The organism is Campylobacter sp. RKI_CA19_01122 (assembly GCF_025771325.1).
In the GTDB taxonomy this organism is placed as follows: Bacteria; Campylobacterota; Campylobacteria; order Campylobacterales; family Campylobacteraceae; genus Campylobacter_D; species Campylobacter_D lari_D.
In genome coordinates, this window is sequence record NZ_JAKMPZ010000005.1 from 16,331 (window position 1) to 34,866 (window position 18,536).

Sequence of the window (18,536 nt, forward strand, 5' to 3'; positions counted from 1 at the left end):
TTTAAAAATAAATTTATGATTTTAACATAAGAAAAATTAAAATACATTCTTAAGTTTTATATAAATAAAAATATATATAATGATTATCAAAATTATTTTAAAGGAGAAAAAATGAAATTTTCAAAAATGGTGTTTTTGAGTTTTTTTATAGCAAGTTCTGCTTTAGCTCATCAATTCTTTCCTATGCAAACTAGCAATGGATATGAAGTAGGTTTTTGGGCTGATGATCACTGGGGACAATATCAACCTGATAGGGTTTTTGGTATAAGTGCAAAAGATTCTCAAGGAAAAAATTTAAAAGCTGGCTATGACTACGAAAATAACAAAATATTTATTGAGGGAAAACCTGCTGTTGCAAGTGTTAATTATGATTTTGGATATTACACATTTACAAAAGATGGAAAACATTATGCACAAAAAAGATCTGATATTACAGATATTACTGGTGCAAATGAAGTCACTCAAACAAGAAAAATTTTCAAAATGGGAAAAAGTATTTTTTCTTGGGATGAAGGTTCAAAAAAACCATTAGGATTAAAATTTGAAATAGTTCCTTTACAAAATCCTTTAACACTACATGAAGGAGATAAATTAAAACTCCAAGTTTTACTAGATGGAAAACCCGTAAAAGGAGTTGAATTTGAAGATCAAAATGATGATATCGACAACATAGCAACAAATGAAAAAGGTATAGCAACAATCACACTCACAAAACCAAAAGATGGTTTACAAATAATAGCTGCGAACATCAAATTACCATACAATCTAGACAGATATGGCGATACTCTACAATTGACAGCGACACTAAGTTTTAAATCTAAATAATTTCAAATTCTTAGTCAATAAAATTAATTTTTAATTGACTAAGAAATATGTTACATTTTGTAATATATTAATTTTTTATTTATCCTATATAGCAATAAAATATAATTCTACGATACACTAAATAAATTCACTAAAGCAAAGGAATTAAATGAATATTACTAACAAAATATTATGGTTTTTTGTTGCCATTGTCGGTGCTGTTTGTTTTGGCATATTAGCACTCCAAAATGGCGAAAGTATTTCAGCGATTTATCTTGTTATTGCTGCTTTATGTATTTATATCATAGGGTATAGATTTTATGGTAGATATATTGCCTATAAGGTGCTAGAGCTAGATAAAAACAGAGCAACTCCTGCTGTAGTTAAAAATGACGGATGTGATTTTGTCCCTACAAATAAAATTGTGCTTTTTGGACATCATTTTGCCGCTATCGCAGGAGCTGGTCCTTTGGTAGGTCCTATACTTGCTGCACAAATGGGTTATTTACCCTCTATGCTTTGGATATTAATAGGCGGTGTTTTAGCAGGTGCGGTACATGATTTTGTAGTTTTATTTATATCTACGCGTCGTAATGGAAAATCTTTAGGAGAGATGATAAAAGATGAATTAGGACAATTTATCGGCGCAATAGCAATGATTGCTATATTTGGAATTATGCTTATAATTATTGCGATTTTAGCTATGGTTGTTGTAAAAGCTTTAGCAGAATCTCCATGGGGATTATTTACCATCGCAATGACCATTCCTATTGCTGTTTTTATGGGAATCTATATGAGATTTTTAAGACCTGGTAGGGTTGGTGAAGCTTCTATTATAGGTTTTATATTGCTCATATTAGCCATACATTATGGAAGTGAAATAGCTGCTGATCCTTATTGGGCGAAAATATTTACCTTTGATGCACCAACTTTAGCGCTTATTATGATGGCTTATGGTTTTATAGCTGCAATTTTACCTGTTTGGTTTTTACTTGCTCCAAGAGATTATTTATCAACTTTTTTAAAAATCGGTGTTATTGTGGTTATGGCTTTAGCTATTGTATTTGTAGCACCTGATCTTCAAATGCCAAAAATTAATTCTCAATATTTAGATGGAAGTGGGCCTGTATTTGCTGGAGCAATTTTTCCATTTTTATTTATTACCATTGCATGCGGAGCTATTAGTGGTTTTCATGCATTAATTTCAAGTGGCACAACTCCTAAAATGCTTGAAAATGAAACTCATGCATTAGCTGTTGGATATGGCTCTATGCTTATGGAAAGTGCTGTGGCTATCATGGCTTTAATTTGTGCTTGTATTTTACACCCTGGTCTTTACTTTGCCATCAATGCGCCTGCTGCTACTATAGGTGTAGATGTTGCAAATGCAGCTGCTGCTATTTCTAGCTGGGGTTTTAAAATAACTCCTGAAGAAATCACTACTTTAACTACAAATATAGGCGAACAAAGCATATTATCAAGAACTGGTGGGGCACCAACATTTGCTGTAGGTGTTGCTTTAATTTTACATGAATTATTTGGTGGAGTGAATTTAATGGGCTTTTGGTATCACTTTGCTATTTTATTTGAAGCCTTGTTTATTTTAACTGCAGTTGATGCTGGGACAAGAGCTTGTAGATTTATGGCTCAAGATATATTGGGTAATGTTTATAAACCTTTAGGAAATATCAATAATACCTTAGCAGGAATTTTTGCAACAGCTTTAAGTGTTGGTGGATGGGGGTATTTTCTCTACCAAGGAGCGATAGATCCAAAAGGTGGAATTTACTCATTATGGCCACTTTTTGGAGTGAGTAATCAAATGCTTGCTGGTATGGCATTGCTTTTAGCAAGTGCGATTTTATTTAAAATGGGGAAGGCAAGATATACTTGGATTACTCTCATACCTGCTTGTTTTGTTTTAATCGCAACACTTTATGGAGGTATTCAAAAAATTCTTCCTTACAAAGAAGGAGATCCAATCCATAATGCTATAAGTCATGTTGCTGCTGTACAAATAAATACACAAAAAATACAAGAATTTAATTTAAAACTTTCTCAAACACAAGATGAAGCAATAATCGAGCAAATCAAAAAAGATATAAAATTAGCATCTCAAGCTAAAAATTCCAATTTAATAAATGCAATTTTATGTGTGTTTTTCATGATTACCACTTTGCTTGTTATACTTTCTTGTTTTGGAATTTTTATCAAAAAATTAAACATTCCTTTAAAAGAAAGCCCTTATATAGCATTAAAAAAGGAAAAAACATGATAAAAAAACTTAAATTATGGTATGAAAAATCCGAAAGGTTTTTTCATCCCTTAGTTGGAGTTGCAAGCTATGATAAATATCTTGAACATATGAGAGAAAAACATCCTAAAGCACCTTGTAAAAGTAGAAAAGAATTTTTTAAAGATTTTCTTGAAAAAAAATACAATAGTGGCTTAGGAAAATGCTGATAAATATTAAAGAGTAAAGTTTTTACTATACAAATGATTTTTGGTGAAAATCACCAAAAATCAAGCATGTTTTTTTGCAAAAGCTTTCATAAATTCACTTAACTTTTGAACCTTTTCAATACTGATAGAATTATAAATACTAGCACGAATTCCACCTAAAATTTTATGTCCTTTAAGACCTATCATACCATTTTCTTCAGCTTCTTTTACAAAAACTGGCTCTAAGTTTTTATCATAAGCTATATTAAAACTAACATTCATTAATGATCTATCCTCTTTTTTGGCATGACCTTTATAAAAACCATTACTCTCATCAATCACATCGTATAAAATTTTGGCTTTTTGTATATTTTGCTCATTGATTTTGTCTAATCCACCTTGATTTAAAAGCCATTTCATTTCAAGATTAAACATATATATAGCAAAGGTTGCTGGAGTATTAAATAAAGAATTATTTTCAGCATAAACGCTATATTTTAACATACTAGGTATATTTTTGTTTTTACTACGCTCTATCATATCTTTACGCACAAAAGCACAAGCAAGCCCTGAAATTCCTGCATTTTTTTGCACCCCACCAAAAAGCATAGCAATATTAGAAAAATCTATCTTTTTAGAGAAAAAATCACTAGAAGCATCAATTATCAAAGGACTTTTAGTCTTTGGATAGCTTTTATATTGAGTTCCATAAATGGTATTATTAGAGCATATATAAGCATAATCTGCATTATCGCTAAATTCAAATTGTGGGATATGATCAAACTCACTTTCTTGAGTGCTTGCTACTATTTTTGTATTTACTCCTAAAATTTCAGCTTCTTTAATAGCCTTTTTAGTCCAAACTCCCGTATTAGTAAATTCACAAACTCCACCCATATATAAATTCATAGGTATCATAGCAAATTGCAAACTAGCCCCACCTTGCATTAAAAGCACTTCATAATCATCATTTACACCATAAAGTTCTTTTGCCATTTTGATAGCTTCAAAATGCACTTCTTCAAAAACCTTTCCACGATGAGAAACTTCCATAATAGAAAAGCCTTTACCATGATAATCAAACAAATGTTCCCTAGCTTCTTTTAAAACCTCATCAGGCAGGTTTGAAGGACCTGCACTAAAATTCATCACTCTCATTTTATCTCCTTTTTATAGTATTTGAGCTTCTTTACTCTCATTTATTGAGCAAAGCTTTATAATATCTCCTTTTTTTAGCTTTTCAAGAGAGATATTTTTGCCATCTTTTTGTAAATTTATCAAATTTTTACTTTTATCAAAGAAATTTTTATGCTGAGTTAAAAGTTCCTCAAAATTATCAAGCTTATTTTCATAATTTAATAATTTTAAATTTAAAACACTCTTTAGTTGGCTTTGTAAAAAATCAAGCTTTTGTTTTCTAAGAAAAAAAGCATTTTCTAAAGACTTAGCTTTGGCTAAATTTTGCAAGTGATCGATTTTGTTTTGATAAAACTTAAGATGATTTAACATTTGGTTTTTAAAACACATAGCAAGCTCATCAAGTCCTTGTTCTAAGCTTAGTTTATTTGGAAAAATCATATCAATAGCTGCACTTGGAGTTGGTGCTCTTAAATCTGCTACAAAATCACTAATAACATAATCAATCTCATGTCCAATAGCAGAAACAATAGGCGTTTTTAAAGAAAAAATACATCTTGCAAGTTCTTCATCGTTAAAACAAAACAAATCTTCTCTACTTCCACCACCTCTTGCCAAAATAATCGCATCTAAATTATACTCATTGGCTTTTTTTAAAGCATTTATTAAAGAATTTGGGGCACTTTGTCCTTGGGTAAGGGCATTAAAAATAGTTATTTTGCAAAGATTGTATTCTTTTTGTGAAATTAGCTTTAACATATCTTGCAAAGCAGCTGAAGTAAAAGAAGTAATTATACCTATTTTTTTAGGAAATTTAATAATGCTTTTTTTAGCATTTGTATCAAACAAACCTTCTTTTTCAAGCTTTTCTTTTAGAGCTAAAAATTTAGCTTCTAAATCTCCAAGACTTGTTTTTTGCATACTTTTGGCGATAAATTGATACCTGCCACTTGCTTCATATAAACTCACATAGCCTCTAAGTTCAAGCATATCGCCAACTTTAGGTTTAGCTTGGACAAATTGATTAAAGCCTTTAAACATCACACAAGCTATGCTTGATTTTTCATCTTTTAAATCAAAATACCAATGTCCTGAACTATGAATGGTAATTTTAGAAATTTCTCCACTAAGCTCTATATCATCAAGATGAAATTCTAATAAACTTTTAGCTTTTAGATTAAGTTCTGAAACTTTCATTTTTTTCTTGCAATAAACATAGAGCAAACACCAAAACTAAAGCTTTTATACTCTAGCATTTCAAAATACTCACTCAATTCTTTAATAAATTCTTCTTTGCTTAAAAAATCTTCTATCGAATTTGGTAAATACTCATAAGCACTATAATTTTTACTGATAAATCCACCCACTTTTGGTAAAATATTTTTTAAGTAAAAATCTCTACAAGCAGCTATAAAACCACCCTGCTCTCTTTTAGTAAATTCAAGCACAAGTAAAATCCCATCCTTTTTCAACACTCTTGCAAATTCTTTTATAGCTTCTTTCCTATCTACCACATTGCGTATGCCATAACTTATACTTATGATGTCTGCACTTTCACTTTCAAGTGGAAGTTCTTGTGCTTTTGCTTGCACAAAAGTCGCATCAGGAATTTTTTTCTTAGCCACTTCAAGCATACCCGCACTTGGATCAACTCCTTTTATACTAATGATATTTTTATTTGCCCTTAAGGCTTGATTTTGCCATTCTATAATCATATCGCCTGTACCACAAGCCACATCAATAATATCAAGTTCATTGTTAGAAAATTTAAAAACATCTAAACAAGCTTTTTTTCTCCAACTCACATCACTTCCAAAACTTAAAATTCTATTAGCCTTATCATAAGTTGGTGCTATATCATCAAACATTTTGACTATTTTTTCTTGTTTTTGCATGTTTTTCCTAACTATATATTTTTAATTTTTTAATGCTTTTTTCAATTTGTTTTATTGTATTTTCATCATATGAAATTTGTTCTAAATAATTATGTTCAAAATAATTTTTTAGTTTTTCAATACTTTTTTCTTCAAACATAGTTACAAAATAGCATAATAAAAATTTTATTCTTTCTAATTCTTCTTCATGATTTGTTTGAGATTTTACAATTTTTTTCTTTAAAAAAACTAATTCTTTTCTTAGTTTAAAAGCCACTAAAGACTTTAAAATTTGATTTTTCTCTCCTTGATAAAAACTACAATCATTCTTTAAAATAAAATCCATATCAAGAAAAATATCATTGATTTTTTCATCACTTAAAATAAAAATATACTTTTCTAATTCAAATTTACAAATTTTATCATTACAAATTTGTTTTTCCAAATTCAAAATATAATCTTGAAGTTTATTTTGAATACTCTTTTCAAAAAGAGTGCTAAAAAGCTCAAAGAAAATGCATATTTGCCTAAGACTTGCAAAAAATTGCTCAAAACTTTCAAAATTTAATTTTTGTAAAAAATTCAATCTGTCATTTTTTAATCTTTTTAAAAGCACAAAAAGTAAGATTTTACCCGCTTCAAAACTTTGAATTTGATTTGGAAAATGTAAGCTAATATCTTCTTGCTTATCTAAAATTTTAATACATCTAGCACTATCAAAAATTTTAGAAAAATCTCCATATAATGCTAAATTTTTGCTGTAGAAATTTTCATCATCTGAAATCTCTTTATAGCTTTTAAAAAAGTGAGGTAAATTAAATTGCTTTGCTTTTTCAAAAGTAGGAAAAACAACTTTCAAAATGACCAAATCTTGTAGATTATTTTTAAACTTATAAAGTAAAAATCGAGCACTATTAATCTCAAAACTAATTCTAGTTTTCTTAATAACACTTCCTATAAGTTTTTTACTTTGCTGTTTAAATTCTTTTTTAGAAAGTTTATGATTTTTTTTATCTAAAATATCATGCAGTTTATAAAGTGAAAATCGATAATAATTTTTATTAAATTTTTTATATTTAACATCACAAAAAGGACTTATACGCGTAAAGAAAACGCGTATTTTATCCTTAGAATATATAATTTTTTCTTCTTTTAAAATTTTTATAAAGTCATCATTTTTAAGTAAAAAGCGTCTTTGGACTTCACAAACCATTTTATTTTTTACAAGCTTTACAACCATTCACATAAGCAAACACGCCAAGATAATCAATGATATTGCCAATTTTTTTCTCAAGATCTTCTTGGTATTTATTTATCCCACTATCTTCATAACATACATCTTCTATATGATTGCATTTGCTACAAATTACATGTATATGAGGATATTCATAAATATCATAACAAGTTTTTTGATTTGGAGTGTTGATTTCTACAACCAAACCTTGTTCTTTTAAAGTATTTAAATTTTTATACACTGTAGCTAAAGAGATAGAAGGATATTCTTCCTTAATGCTTTCGTATAAAGATTCTATATTAGGATGTTCATGGCGTTTTAAAATTTTTAAAATACAAAGTCTTTGAGGAGTAGCTTTTAAATCACAATTTTTAAGCAATTGAATAAGTTCCATTATTAATTCTCCGATATTTTTTATATAGTATAACGCTTTTTTTATAAAAAAATGATTATATTAAAGGATATTTTTTATCTTTTAATAAATTTTAATCTTTTTACACAAAGATTCAACATCAATTTCTAGAAATTTTTCTACTTCATTTGTTTTACCATGAGTTATAAATTGATCTTCAAATTCAAAACTTACTAGTTTTATATGATAAAGGTTTTCTTTTTGCAAGAAAGTTGTAATCAAACTTCCCACTCCACCTATCTTAGCACTATCTGAAAAAACAAACCAAGTTTTTGTATCTTTTGCCAATTCTTTTAAAAGCTCTTCATCTAAAGGTTTTGCAAAAATCAAATCTATTAAGCTTGCATAATCTAAACCAAGTTTATCTAAAGCTAGTTTTGCCTTAGCCACACCCTGACCAAAACCTAAAAATACTTTATCGCTTTGCACTTTAGATAAAATTTGAGCTTTTGCAAGTTTTATCTCACATGGATTAAAATTTTCATCTAATAAAAAATTACCTCTAGGATAACGAAAAGCAAAAACACCTTGATGAAAATAAGCATACTCCATAATTTTTTCCATCATAGCCTCATCTCTTGGAGCCGCTAAAGTAATATTTGGTATAGCACTTAAAAAACTAACATCAAAAGCACCTTGATGAGTTTCCCCATCTTCTCCTACTATGCCAGCTCTATCCATAGCAATAACTACATTTAAATTCATAATAGCACAATCATGGATAACTTGATCATAAGCTCTTTGCATAAAAGTGCTATAAATTGCTATAAAAGGCTTAAAACCTTCTTTAGCCATAGCTGCCATAGAAGTAACTGCATGTTGTTCTGCAATTGCTACATCCCAAAAACGCTCAGGATATTTCTCCATTAGCTTATCTATTCCAGTTCCACTTGGCATAGCAGCAGTTACACCTACTATATTTTCATATTTTTGAGCTAAATTTAAAAGTGTATTTGAAAAAATTTCTGTCGCACTTTTTTTGTTCATATTAGTCTTTAAACTCTCTCCGCTACTTCTATCAAAAGCACCTACTCCATGCCATTTAGCATTTTTACCTTCAGCTAATGTATAACCTTTGCCTTTGATAGTTTGCGCATGCACTACACAAGGTTTATTCATAGCTTTAGCTTGATTTAACGCATTAATAACTTCATTTAAATTATGTCCATCAATAGGCCCTATATATTCAAGTCCTAATTCTTCAAATAAGAGTCCAGGTGTAATAAGTCTTAAACCCTCTTCAAAACGCTTTGCCATATAAGATGCGCCTTGAGGAAAATACTCTAAAAGATTTTCTATGCGTTTTTTAAACTTTTGATAAAACTGCGTTGCCATTGCTTGAGAAAGGTATTTTGAAATAGCTCCAATTGGCCTTGAAATACTCATTTCATTATCATTTAAAATAATCACACAAGGATATTCTCTATCGCCAAGCTCATTTAAAGCTTCATAAGCCATACCTGCACTTAATGCCCCATCACCTATTAATACAACAGGTAAGCGATCTTCTTTTTTTAATCTTATAGCCTTACAAGCTCCAACTGCTAAAGATATAGAAGTGCTTGAATGTCCTGCTACAAAATAATCCCCCTCATCAGGCTTTGTATATCCACTCAAGCCATTAAATTGTCTTAAAGTATGAAAATTATCTATCTTACCACTTAAAAGCTTATGTGGATAAGATTGGTGTGAAACATCAAAAATAAAAGGATCTTTTCGCACATCAAAAACATAATGCATTCCTATACTAAGCTCAACTACACCTAAATTTGAGCTTAAATGTCCACCATTTTTACTCACTGTATCTATGATAACTTCACGCAAATTACTAGCTAAATTTTCCAGTTCTTTAATTTGCATATTTTTAATATTTAAGTTATTTAAATCTATCATTCATTAACCATGTTTTTGATTTTTTGCAAACGATTGTTAAGGTTTGACTCTATATTACCCGCATCACTTAATATTAAAATACTTCCCTTATTAATCGCATCATCAAGACTAAATTTAATATTGCTTTGTTCTTGCAAGTGTGTTTTTACATATTCAAAATCATCAGGACTTAACTTTAATTCTATCTTAGTAGCATTTTTAAGTTCACTCATAAGTTCTTTTGCTAAATTTAATGCTATAAGTGATGAATTTTCTTCGAGCTCTTTTGCAATCACTTCTTTTGCAATAATTACAGCTGTATCGGCTAATTCTTTTTCATTTTTAGATAAAAACTCATTTAAATTTTGCACTGTATTTTCAAGCTTTTCTACGCTTTTTAAGTATTTTTCCTTCAAGGCTTCTAATTCACTTTCAAAATTCTTTTGTGCTTGTTCATAACCTTCTTTAGTAAATTTTTCCTTTGCATGTTCTAATTCTGTGTTTAAACGATTGTTAAATTCAGCCTCTTGGCTTTCTATCTGCATTTGCAACTTAATGATATTTCCTGACATTTCATCAGTTTTTTTAAGTAAATCTTCAACAAAATCAGGTTGAATTTGTGGTTGTGGGGCTTGTGGAGTAGCTTCTATTGTTTGATTTTCTACTGCTTGTTGTGTGTTTTGGACAGGAGAGACTTGATTTATAGTTTGAATTTCTTCTTGTTTTTGTTCTTCACTAGAGGGCATTTCACTCATAACTTTAAAATGATAACCCTCAACTACATGAGCAGAAATATTTTCAGGTGAAATTACATTGGTTAATTTTGCCATAATCTTACTCTATCATCTCATCAGCCTCACCCACTTGGATAAGACCTTGTTCTGCAAGTTTTTGCACCACTTCTACAACTTTTCTTTGTGCTTCTTCTACATCTTTAACACGCACAGCACCCAAAAAGCCCATTTCTTCCACAAAAGCTTCAGCAGCACGCGTAGACATATTGGACATAAATTTTTGTTTTAAATCCTCGCTTGCACCCTTTAAACCTATCATCAAATCACGCTTGTCAGCAGCTTTTAAAACTTCTCTAATCGCATTAGTACTAAGTTGAGAAATATCATCAAAGGTAAACATTAAATCTTTAATGGTTGTAGCAAGTTTTTCATCACTTTGCTCAATATAAGAAAGTGTTGTTTTAGAGGCTTTTTGACCCAAGCGATTAAGCACTTCAGCAACTGCTCTTGGACCACCCACTTCAACTTTATAAGAAGTAAGACTTTCAAGCTTACTTTCAAGCACAGCAGATACTCTTTTGATAATTGAAGGAGATATATCTCCAAGATTTGCCATTCTTATTACAACTTCAGCTCTTAATTCATCGCTAAAATATTCCAAAGTTTCAGCAGCTTGAGTAGTATCCATATGAGCTAAAATCAAAGCTATAGTTTGCGGGTGTTCTTTAATGATAAAGTCTGCAAGTTGTTGTGGTTTAATTTGTGAAAGATAAGCAAAATTTTGATTATTTTCCATACTTTTGGTAAGTTTTTCCAAAATTTTATTGGCAATTTCAGGACCAAAAGTTCTAAATAAAATTTCTTTTGCATATTCCAAACCACCACTTTTTAAGTATTGATTTGATTGCAGTAAAGTATAAAATTCCTCAAGCACTGCAGTAGCAACTGGCTTATCAACATTTTTTGCTAAAGCAATATAGCGAGAAATTTCAGTGATGACATTAATATCCATATGAGAAAATAAAACTGTCGTTACATCTTCTCCAAGTTGGATTAAAAATATGGCGACCTTTTCTGGCATAGAAAGGTCATCATAGACCATTTTTTGTTCTTCGCTAAGCTTTATCATTAGATATCCTTCTCACCAAATTCGGCTTCATTTTCAACAAGTTTTTGCAACAATAATGCCACTTCTTCGCCTTTTTCATTAGCTACTGCTCTTAATTTTTCAAGTAAAACATCATATTGTAATGCATCCTCATCAAAACTATCTCCAAAACCAAGCTGTTCTTCAACTTTTCTACGAGCAGCATTGAATTTTTCAATAGCATCTTCAGCCTCATCAATAATCTGCCCATCCTTACCTTCCATCTCTTCTTCAAGTCTAATATCTGCAAGCATTTTTTGAGAAAATGGCACAATAACTTTTTTGTAAAAGATAAAAAGCAAAATCGCGGCAAATACATACTTAACAGGTGGAATAAAAGGCTCAACAAATCTTGAATAAAAAGTTTGAACCTTATTTTCAACTTTAGCTGTTCTATGAAATTCCAAATTATTTACTTCAACCGCATCACCTCTAGCAAGATTAAATCCTATGGCACCTTTAGTAAGATTTTCAATCGCTTTAATTTCTTTATCACTCAAAGGAATGTACTCATTAGTAACATTTCCTTGATCATCAGTAATTACTTTATACTTTCCATCTACCACAACGGCTGCAGAAATTCTTTTAATGGTTGCAAATTGCTTAGTGGTGTTGGTAATTTTTTTAGAAATTTCATTATTAGTTGTAGTTTGATTTTTAGTATAAACCTCGCGCGCACCTTTATCATCCAAACCTTCCACAGGACCGATGTTTGAAACAGCACCTGGTACACCTTGAATTTCTTTATCTTTATAGCCTTCTCTATGCTCTTCCAAGGTTTGCTCACTACGCACAACGGTATTTGGATCATATACTTCACTTTGAGATTCTTCTTTAGAAAAATCATAATCAATACTAACCTTTGCTACTACCCTATCATAGCCACCTGCAAATGGAGCAATAGAAGCAACAATTTTTTGCTCTAATTCATATTCTTGATCTCTTTTATATTTAATTTGAGCAGCGATTAAATCACTTTCAAAAGCACCCTCATCATCTAAAGGAATACCTTTTTGATCCATGATTTTTACATTTTCTGGAGTAAGTTTTGTTACTGAAGAAGCAATTAGGTTTTTAATCCCCATAATTTGCTTTTTATTAAGCTTTAAACCTTCTTTTATAGTCAAAGCTACTGAAGCAGTTGGTGGAACTTGTTGTTGGGTAAAAAGTGTATCTTTAGCAAAAGCAATATGAACCGTAGCACTATGAATAGGCTCTAAACTTTCAATCGTTCTAGCAAGCTCACCTTCTAATGCTCTTTGGTATTTTACCTTTTGCTCAGCTTCTGTGGCTCCAAATTCTTGTTTATCAAAAAGCTCAAAGCCTACTTTATTATCTTTTGGCAATAATCCTGCAGAAGCAATAGCTAAACGCTGTTTATATACTTGTTCATTAGGAACTAAAATCGTTCCTTCATTACGCAAAATATAAGGAACTCCACTTTTTTCAAGTTGAGTTACTATCATCGCCGAATCACTAGTATTAGCATTTTCAAATAATACTGAATATCCAGCTTCGCTAGCTACTGTAGAGCCACTTCTAAAAAGGGTTAAAAATACTAAAAATCCAACTACAACAACAATAGAAGCAGCAATAATAATACGCTGTCTTAAACTTAAATTTTGATAAAGCTGACCTACTTGGTGCAGTATAGTTTTATAATCCATTTATTTCCTACAAACTAAAAATTTTTAGAAAACTCTTCAAAAAACCTTGAATTTTCATACTCTGTACCTATACTTATACGCACAGCATTTAAACCATAACTTTGTAAATTTCTTATTATTATACCGTTTTTAAGCAGTTTTTCAGATAAATCTGTGCTATTTTTTTCATCAAAAAAATAGGTAATAAAATTTGTATAGCTTGGAATGTATCGAATTTTATAATTTTTAGCAAAATCTTCATAAAGTTTCATTTGTGAAAAATTATTTTCTAAGGTTTTTTGCACAAACTCATCATCATCTAATGCAGCAACAGCAGCTTTTAAACTCAAATTAGTCACATTAAAAGGTGCTCGTAATTTATAAAATGTATTGATAATTTCCTTGCAAGCTATACCATAACCCACTCTCATACCGCCCAAACCATAAAGCTTAGAAAAGGTTCCTAGATATACTGCATTTTGAAATTTATGGATTAATTCTTTAGGATTAATATGCTTTTTGCTATCTTTAAATGAAGCAAATTCATTATAAGCTCCATCGATGGCCACCAAACAATCTTTATCAATTTTCTCTAAAAACTCAAAAACCTCACTTGCGTCTAAACACTCACCCAAAGGATTATTTGGCAAGCATAAAAAAATTACTTTGATTTCATTTTTATGCTTTTGATATAACTCATATAACTCATTTAAATCATGGGTTAAACTTGGAGTTTTATAAACCTTAACTCCTAGTTGTTTTGCATAAATTTCATACATAGCAAAACTAACCCCACATTGCAAATAAGCCTTAGAATGATCAAGTTTTGCATGTACTATATATTCTATGATTTGATCACTCCCACTACCTATAATGAGATTTTCTTTTAAAATATCATATTTTTGTGCTAGAGCTTGTTTTAATTCACTCATAGTATCATCAGGATATAAATGAGCTAAATGTGCATTATTTATGATGGCTTCTTTAGCTTTTTTACTTGTGCCATAAGGATTTTCATTACTTGCTAGTTTAATAACTTCTTTTAAACCATATTCTTTAGCAACTAAATCCATATCCTTGCCACTTTCATAAGTTTTAATAGCCTCTAAAAAAGGATTAAATTTCATTGCTTTCTCCTGATAAATATGATCCAAGCCATTTTATATGCTCAGCTTTTTTTAATACTCTTTGGACATTTTCATCATCAATATGTCCTTCAAAATCTATATAAAAACTATGCACAAATTCTCTTGTTTTTATAGGGCGTGATTCAAGTTTTGTTAAATTTATCCCCTCTTTTTTAAACTCATATAACAAGTCACTAAGCCCACCTGGTTTGTGTGCAGCAAGTGCTAAGATAGAAGTTTTACAATGAGGCATTTGAGGTATTTTTATATCACTTAAAATCAAAAATCTAGTACGATTTGCCAAATTATCCTCAATCGTTTCAAATAATATAGGTACATTATAAAGTTTTGCTGCAATTTTAGAGCAAATCGCGGCTGAAGTAACATCTTGCGAAGCTAAGTAAGCTGCATGAGCTGTGGATTTGCTTGCTACAAATTCTACTTCACTTAAATCATGACTTTCTAAAAAATTTCTACATTGATTATAACCTTGTGGATGAGAATATATGCGTTTAATATCTTTTAAATTTTCACTCATACTTACAAAAGAATGATGAATATCCATATAAATTTCAGCAAAAATTTTTACATCTTCATATTTTCCAAGACAATCAAGCGTCACACCCACTGCACCTGCTGTATTATTTTCTATAGGCACTACTCCATATTTTGCTTCTTTGTGAGCTAATTCTTTAAAAACATCTTCTATATTTGCAAGTGGAGTATAACGACTCATAGCACCAAAACGCGTTCTTGCTACTTGATGCGTATAACTTCCCTCAGGCCCTAAATAAGCTATGCTTTGGGGCATTTCTAAATTTCTTGATACAGCAAAGATTTCTTGATAAATTGCTTCGATTGCATTTTGATCTAATAAACCATGATTATAATTTTTAAGTCTATTTATAATAGCCCTTTCGCGCTCAGGTCTATAAATACTCCCACCTAAATTTTGCTTAATAACTCCTATATCTTTAACATGAAGCATTCTTTCATTAAGTAAAGCCAAAATTTTATCATCGATAGTATCGATTTTATTGCGTAATTTTTCTATCTCTTTCATTTAAACCTCGATATGTAGTAATCCTTAATACTATCATATACAAAATTAAGTTTAGTTGTATCAAGACCTTGAGTGTTAGAAATTTTACCACTTAAAACTAAGCCTGTTTGCATACCAAGCTCATAAGCACCAAGCAAATCGCCTTTAAAATCATCACTGATGATTAAAGTCTTTTCAAAACTCACATTACAATCTTGTTGTTTTAATAAATTTAAAGCACTTTCATAAAAAGCCTTACTAGGTTTTCCTATCACTTTATAATCAAACTCGCATGCATTTTTAAGCATAGACATGATACTCCCAACACCTGGATAAAGCCTTGAGTTTTTCTTATAAATACTGCCCTCATGCATTGCTATAGCTTGCACGCCATCTTTAATATACTCTATCATATTAGCAAAATCTTGAAATTTAAAATCATCATAACTTGCTACCAAGAATGCTTTTGGGTTTTTATAATCAAGCTCATAACCTAACTCTTGAAGTGAATCTAAAAATTCTTTTGCTCCAAAAGCTGCTATTTTACAAGGTTTTAAATGATCTTTTAAAACACAAAAAGGATCAATATAAACCTTTTCATTAATTTCAAAACCCAAATTTTGCAAATAATTTAAAAAATCTAATCTTTTGGTGTTATTAGTAATAATCACATAAGGAATTTTTTCTTTATTTAAAGATTTAATGAGTTCTAAAGCACCATTTATAGGACTTTTATCATGATCTGAAATCAAAGTTCCTTGCACATCTAAAAACAACATTTTAATCCTTTAAAAAATCAAGTTCTAAAGCAATTTGATCCTCATAACTTTCTCTTTTTCTAATCATTCTTACTATGCCATTTTCACAAGCTAGCTCACATACTCTATTGCGAGTATTGTAATTACTACTCATACTAAAACCATATGCACCTGCGCTTTTAACTATGATCAAATCTCCTGCTTTTGTTTTAGCTAGTTTTCTATCTTTAGCTAAAAAATCTCCACTCTCACAAACCCCACCAACAATATCACAAAGGCTTTCTTCTTTATTTTCACTCAAAAGCTTGATTTCATGATAAGCACTATATAAACTTGGACGCAATAAATCATTCATCGCCCCATCAATAATCACAAAACGCTTTTTATCATTAAATTTTTCATATAAAACTTTAGTAACAAACTCGCCTGCATTTGCTACCAAAAACCTGCCAGGTTCCATACCTATACACACATCAAGACCTTGCAAACTTGCTAAAATTCCTTGAGCATAATCATATAAATTTGGCTCTTGTTCATCTTTATAACAAACTCCTAAACCCCCGCCTATATCAAAGAATTTAATATTAATTTTCAAAGCTAAAAGTTCTTTTACTAATTTTGCAACAATCGCTGAGGCCTCATGGATACTACTTATATCAAGAATTTGTGAACCTATGTGAAAATGCACTCCAACTGACTCTAAAAATTGTGAGTTTTTAGCATAAAGATACATTTTTTTAGCACTTTCTATATCTACACCAAATTTATTTTCATGCAAACCTGTAGAAATATAAGGATGTGTTTTAGCATCTACATTTGGATTTACCCTTATACTTATACGAGCTATCTTTTGACTTTCTTTAGCAATTTGCTCCAAAAGAAGCATTTCTTCATAACTTTCTAAATTTACATAAAGTATGTTTTGCTCTAAAGCATATTTTAATTCATCAGCACTTTTACCTACCCCGCTAAAAATAATTTTATAATTTTTAGCCCCTGCTTTTAAAGCTCTATAAATCTCACCCGCACTAACACAATCAAACCCACTATCTAAAGAAGCTAAAAGCTTTAAAACACTTAAATTAGAATTTGCTTTGACTGCATAAAAAATTTGTGATTTTCTTGCCTTAAAAGCATCTTTTAACATTGTAAAACGCTCTTTAATTTTATCAAAATCATAAATATAAAATGGTGTGTTGTATTCCTTTGCCAGTTTTAAATAATCCATAAAAACCTCACTTGTAGTTATTTGTGTTTAAAATAATAAAAACTTCCTATACTTATTAAAATAAATACTGGTAGCATTATACCAAGCTCTGGAAGTAAAATTTCATTTTCACTCAATCTTGTTAATAAAAACAACAAACCCCAAACTAAAAGTATGCACACAAAAAACACAAAAGCTAAAAGTGCGAGATTAAAAAATCTTGCTGTTAAAGGAAAATAATAATACACAATAAGCATTAAAAATGGCGCAAAAAATGGTGTAAGAACTAAAGAATATAAACTTGTTCTAAGTGTATTAGTAGAAATATTTTGTTTTGCAAAAATTGCCATACTTTCTAGCGCGTCTAAAATAGAATAAGAAGGATTGCTCTCTACTAAAGAAATTCTTTCTAAGATTTTTGGAGAAAAATCTTCTAAGCCTTTGATATTTTTAAATTCTTCTACGCTTAAACCCTCTTTTGAAACAATCAAATTTTGTGGTACATTAGTAGCTTTAGCGTCATTTAAGTTCCAAGAATCTCCATCAAATTTAGCAGTTTTTGCATGGATTGTGCTTTGAATGTCTAAATTTTTTACATCAAAGATTTTTACATTATATAAGGTTTGAGAACTTGTTTTTTGTATATAAATAAATTTATCATTATATTTAATCAAAACTTCCCCACCCTCTCTATCTACAACGCCACGCTTGAGAATATTACTTTTATATTCATCTGCATAAGCAAAGGCACTAAAATTAAGTCCTACATAAACACAACAAAAAAACATAGCCCATAAAAAAGGATAAAAAATCACTTGATTTTTACTTAAACCCAAAGCATATAAGCTAACAAATTCATTCGAGCGTATCATATTAAAAATACATAAAACCAAAGCAAGGACTATAGCTAAAGGTAGTATATAAGAAGCTGCTGAACATGTTAAGAAAAATATATACAAAAGCTCTAAATTTGCACTTTTTGGCAGTCTATTGAAATTGAGTAAAAAATCAATCGCTACGAAGAAAAAAGTCAAAGAAAAAAATAAAATAAAAAATGATTTTAAATACAAAGATGAAATATAGCGAAAAAATATACTCAT

At 30.0% G+C, this 18,536-nt stretch carries 17 protein-coding genes; 3 read left to right on the forward strand and 14 right to left on the reverse strand.

Annotated elements, in window-relative coordinates; genetic code table 11:
* Positions 1–111 precede the first annotated feature (111 nt).
* From L8U37_RS03695 to kcuS, 3 genes are all read left to right on the forward strand, one after another.
* Positions 112–825 carry a DUF4198 domain-containing protein gene (locus L8U37_RS03695; protein ID WP_220566597.1) on the forward strand — a complete coding sequence of 238 codons (714 nt, stop codon included), beginning with the start codon at positions 112–114 and terminating at the stop codon, positions 823–825.
* A gap of 148 nt (positions 826–973) precedes the next feature.
* Positions 974–3,079: a carbon starvation CstA family protein gene (locus L8U37_RS03700; protein ID WP_133319556.1), complete on the forward strand. Its 2,106-nt coding sequence runs from the start codon at positions 974–976 to the stop codon at positions 3,077–3,079.
* The gene (gene kcuS / locus L8U37_RS03705) at positions 3,076–3,267 is read left to right on the forward strand and encodes a KCU-star family selenoprotein (RefSeq protein WP_133319555.1); all 192 of its coding nucleotides are present in this window, start codon (positions 3,076–3,078) and stop codon (positions 3,265–3,267) included. Before L8U37_RS03700 ends, kcuS begins: the two co-directional genes overlap by 4 nt.
* A gap of 60 nt (positions 3,268–3,327) precedes the next feature.
* On the opposite strand, the gene serC is transcribed toward kcuS, so the two are convergent.
* From serC to L8U37_RS03775, 14 genes are all read right to left on the reverse strand, one after another.
* Positions 3,328–4,404: a phosphoserine transaminase gene (gene serC / locus L8U37_RS03710; protein ID WP_220566596.1), complete on the reverse strand. Its 1,077-nt coding sequence runs from the start codon at positions 4,402–4,404 to the stop codon at positions 3,328–3,330.
* A 12-nt stretch (positions 4,405–4,416) separates the two neighbouring features.
* Positions 4,417–5,580, reverse strand: a complete 1,164-nt coding sequence (xseA, locus tag L8U37_RS03715) for an exodeoxyribonuclease VII large subunit (RefSeq protein ID WP_263659777.1) — start codon at positions 5,578–5,580, stop codon at positions 4,417–4,419.
* Positions 5,577–6,278, reverse strand: a complete 702-nt coding sequence (ubiE, locus tag L8U37_RS03720) for a bifunctional demethylmenaquinone methyltransferase/2-methoxy-6-polyprenyl-1,4-benzoquinol methylase UbiE (RefSeq protein ID WP_263659776.1) — start codon at positions 6,276–6,278, stop codon at positions 5,577–5,579. Before ubiE ends, xseA begins: the two co-directional genes overlap by 4 nt.
* A 7-nt stretch (positions 6,279–6,285) precedes the next feature.
* Entirely contained in the window at positions 6,286–7,470 is a 1,185-nt protein-coding gene (locus tag L8U37_RS03725) for a hypothetical protein (RefSeq protein ID WP_263659775.1), read from the reverse strand.
* A 1-nt stretch (position 7,471) separates the two neighbouring features.
* On the reverse strand, positions 7,472–7,885 hold the full coding sequence (gene perR / locus L8U37_RS03730; RefSeq protein ID WP_133319550.1) for a peroxide-responsive transcriptional repressor PerR: 414 nt from the start codon (positions 7,883–7,885) through the stop codon (positions 7,472–7,474).
* Between the two features lie 81 nt (positions 7,886–7,966).
* The gene (dxs, locus tag L8U37_RS03735) at positions 7,967–9,796 is read right to left on the reverse strand and encodes a 1-deoxy-D-xylulose-5-phosphate synthase (protein ID WP_263659774.1); all 1,830 of its coding nucleotides are present in this window, start codon (positions 9,794–9,796) and stop codon (positions 7,967–7,969) included.
* Entirely contained in the window at positions 9,793–10,605 is an 813-nt protein-coding gene (gene fliH, locus L8U37_RS03740; protein WP_220566592.1) for a flagellar assembly protein FliH, read from the reverse strand. The genes dxs and fliH overlap by 4 nt, the downstream gene beginning before the upstream one ends.
* A 4-nt stretch (positions 10,606–10,609) precedes the next feature.
* Positions 10,610–11,638, reverse strand: coding sequence for a flagellar motor switch protein FliG (gene fliG / locus L8U37_RS03745; RefSeq protein ID WP_039619192.1), 1,029 nt, complete (start codon positions 11,636–11,638; stop codon positions 10,610–10,612).
* The gene (fliF, locus tag L8U37_RS03750) at positions 11,638–13,323 is read right to left on the reverse strand and encodes a flagellar basal-body MS-ring/collar protein FliF (protein WP_263676220.1); all 1,686 of its coding nucleotides are present in this window, start codon (positions 13,321–13,323) and stop codon (positions 11,638–11,640) included. The genes fliG and fliF overlap by 1 nt, the downstream gene beginning before the upstream one ends.
* Before the next feature lie 14 nt (positions 13,324–13,337).
* Positions 13,338–14,429: a histidinol-phosphate transaminase gene (hisC, locus tag L8U37_RS03755; protein WP_263676221.1), complete on the reverse strand. Its 1,092-nt coding sequence runs from the start codon at positions 14,427–14,429 to the stop codon at positions 13,338–13,340.
* Positions 14,419–15,492, reverse strand: coding sequence for a prephenate dehydratase (pheA, locus tag L8U37_RS03760; RefSeq protein WP_070255253.1), 1,074 nt, complete (start codon positions 15,490–15,492; stop codon positions 14,419–14,421). Before pheA ends, hisC begins: the two co-directional genes overlap by 11 nt.
* Positions 15,489–16,250 carry an HAD-IIA family hydrolase gene (locus L8U37_RS03765; RefSeq protein WP_263728623.1) on the reverse strand — a complete coding sequence of 254 codons (762 nt, stop codon included), beginning with the start codon at positions 16,248–16,250 and terminating at the stop codon, positions 15,489–15,491. Before L8U37_RS03765 ends, pheA begins: the two co-directional genes overlap by 4 nt.
* A 1-nt stretch (position 16,251) precedes the next feature.
* Entirely contained in the window at positions 16,252–17,457 is a 1,206-nt protein-coding gene (lysA, locus tag L8U37_RS03770; RefSeq protein WP_263728624.1) for a diaminopimelate decarboxylase, read from the reverse strand.
* Positions 17,458–17,474: 17 nt separating this feature from the next.
* Complete coding sequence (locus L8U37_RS03775) at positions 17,475–18,536, reverse strand: LptF/LptG family permease (protein WP_263659768.1); 1,062 nt, start codon at positions 18,534–18,536, stop codon at positions 17,475–17,477.